The organism is Halonatronum saccharophilum DSM 13868 (assembly GCF_000517025.1).
GTDB lineage: Bacteria > Bacillota > Halanaerobiia > Halobacteroidales > Halobacteroidaceae > Halonatronum > Halonatronum saccharophilum.
In genome coordinates this window covers 199,570-202,011 of the sequence record NZ_KI912096.1, presented here as the reverse complement: position 1 = coordinate 202,011, position 2,442 = coordinate 199,570, and the positions used below count along the sequence as shown (strand labels likewise).

3 protein-coding genes are annotated in these 2,442 nt (G+C 31.4%); all 3 read right to left on the bottom strand.

The annotated features are described in order from the left end of the window. Positions 1 to 436: helix-turn-helix domain-containing protein (locus HALSAC_RS0111250; RefSeq protein ID WP_027340342.1), on the bottom strand; the 436-nt coding region annotated here is incomplete at its 3' end. A 172-nt stretch (positions 437 to 608) separates the two neighbouring features. Further along, complete coding sequence (locus HALSAC_RS0111245; RefSeq protein WP_027340341.1) at positions 609 to 1,679, bottom strand: IS30 family transposase; 1,071 nt, start codon at positions 1,677 to 1,679, stop codon at positions 609 to 611. 91 nt (positions 1,680 to 1,770) lie between these two features. Further along, positions 1,771 to 2,187: a transposase gene (locus tag HALSAC_RS15805; protein WP_051412197.1), complete on the bottom strand. Its 417-nt coding sequence runs from the start codon at positions 2,185 to 2,187 to the stop codon at positions 1,771 to 1,773. Between the last annotated feature and the right edge of the window lie 255 nt (positions 2,188 to 2,442).

Below are 2,442 nucleotides of genomic sequence, written 5' to 3'. Positions count from 1 at the left end.
TATCCCAAGTCCATACTTGATTAGAAGCTGTAGCTATATGTGTTGGTGGCTCTCTCTTTACAGGTTCCTTAGATCTACTCCTATGAGTATTCATCTTCTCTTCTTTCAATATTCGATAGATAGTTGATTCTGATGCTAGGTACTTACCCTCATCTGCTAGTTTAGGAACTATCTGTGATGGTGGTAAGTCGGCAAACTTAGGACTGTTAACTGTTTTGACTATCTCTAGACGCTCTTCTTCTGATAATTTATTTTTAGGATTAGATCTTTTAACTAATGGTCTTTGATCTTTTTTTACATCTCCATTTTTAGTCCACCTTTGATAAGTTCGTTCACTAATGTCTAATACCTCACAGGCTGGTTTTAATCTAGCACCGTTAGTTCTTGCTTCATCGATCAGTTCTACTGCTATAGTGCGATCTGAATCACTGATCATTCTTCCTCTGGGTCCCCCCAGATCGCATTTGCTTTTTTTCTTAATACTAGTAATGCTGCTGTTTCAGCTAAGGCTTTTTCTTTACGTCGTAATTCTTTTTCAAGCTTTTTGAAAATTGCAATATAAAATGCACAGCCTTTATGGAAAAAAATACCTCATATGATGTGTTTATTTATGCTACATTTAAACCTATTTCAAATATATTATTAGAACTTTTAAAACCAAACATCTTCCTAGGATAATTATTAATCCATTTTTCAATTCTTTTAATTTGATTTCTACTAAGATTCTTAAAGCTACTTCCTTTTGGCAAAAACCTTCTAATCATTTTATTTAAGTTCTCATTACTCCCTCTTTGCCAAGAAGAGTAAGCATCAGCATAATATTGCTTTGTCCTTGGAATTTTACTTCCTGTAAAAGAAGTCTCTATTCCTGTATAGTTATAAAATTCTTTCCCATTATCAGTTGTAATAGTCTTGAACAATTCTCTAAACTTCTTTACTCCTATTCTTCTTTCTATTCGATCCAGACCTCTTATTACAGCTTCCTGCGTCTTATTAGGTATAATCTCTATTATTTCTTTTCTACTATACCTCTCCGTTAGAACTAATAAGAAAGGCTCTCCTTTTCCCTTTCTACCCTCTACTAGATCCATTTCCCAATGACCTACTTCTAACCTCTCATCAGCTGCTTTAGGCCTATCTGATATTCTTCTACCTTCTTTACGCCTTTTAGTTGATTCTTTTTCTTTCTTCTTTGTCTTTTTAGACTTTTTATAATTACCATAGGTCAACTCTTCTCTACTTACAAATAGGATGCCTTTATCTATATAATTATAGATAGTCTTCCAATGTAATTCTATTTCAAAATCTTCACTATTTTTTATCATATCTGCAATTACTTCTGGAGAATACTTATCTTTGATTTTTTCCTCTATAAACTCAGCTAACCTGTGATCTTTACCTATTTTTATTTTAGCTCCTTTAGCTGTAGCATTTTGATCATATACCTTTTGAGCCTTTAATGAATCATATTCTATTCTAATTGTATAGTCCCAATTTAATAGCTCTATTTTGCCTTTTTTAACCTCTCTGCTTATTGTAGTTCTATGTCTACCTAACTCTTGTGCAATCTCTTTGGGAGACTTGTTTTGTTGATTATACAAGTGTTCTATTACTTTTCTATCTTCCCATTTTAAGTGTTCACCTTTGTTCTCATTTGTGTTATAATTATCTTGGCACATATCAATACCTCACTTTATGTTATTTGTGGTTATTTAACATTATATATGAGGTATTCATATGTGTCATTTATTTTTTGCACTATCCGTGCATTTAATTATACAATGTTCCTTTTTCAAGCTTTTTTATTTTGTCTTTTTCTTCTTTTAAATCTTTTTTTAACTTTTGTGAGTCTTCTAGATTTGATGTATCGGCTTTAAGAAACTGTTCTTCCCAACTATTTATATCATTAACATAGATTCCCTTTCTTCTGCAATATTGAGCTATTTCTCTTTCTGTAAGGCGTGCTGTTTCAAGTAATGCTTGAAACTTATCTTTAGTAGTCCACTTGTTAACTGGTTTAGGATTATTAGTTTTTTTATTGTTTTTTCTTTTCCACTCATATATTGTTGTCTTAGGTATACCTAATTCTTCAGACAAAGTTTTAACTGTATCAGTTGTTGGAGCCATTAACCTTTTAAGAACTGACTCTTTAACTTCTTTGGGGTATTTTTTCTTCTTTTTTCCCATATCACTACTCCCTCTATAAATTAAATTTATCTCACTCATGCTCACTTATTCTTAGAAATTTATTTTCTTATAAAAAAGTAATATGGATTTAATTATTAAAACCAATTAATATTTGGAATTGCAAGGATAAAGTAATCTAAAACTTAACTATTATTTTTAAAAATATGGTCGCTTATTGGAACTCCACATTTCCATGGTAGTTTAACCTCCCATATCTCTCAGGATCTATGTCCCTACATTCCTTCGTTCTACCTA

Bases quoted from the DNA above. Each gene is read 5' to 3' on its own strand.
- HALSAC_RS0111245 (WP_027340341.1), bottom strand. From the start codon at position 1,679: ATGTGCCAAGATAATTATAACACAAATGAGAACAAAGGTGAACACTTA.
- HALSAC_RS15805 (WP_051412197.1), bottom strand. From the start codon at position 2,187: ATGGGAAAAAAGAAGAAAAAATACCCCAAAGAAGTTAAAGAGTCAGTT.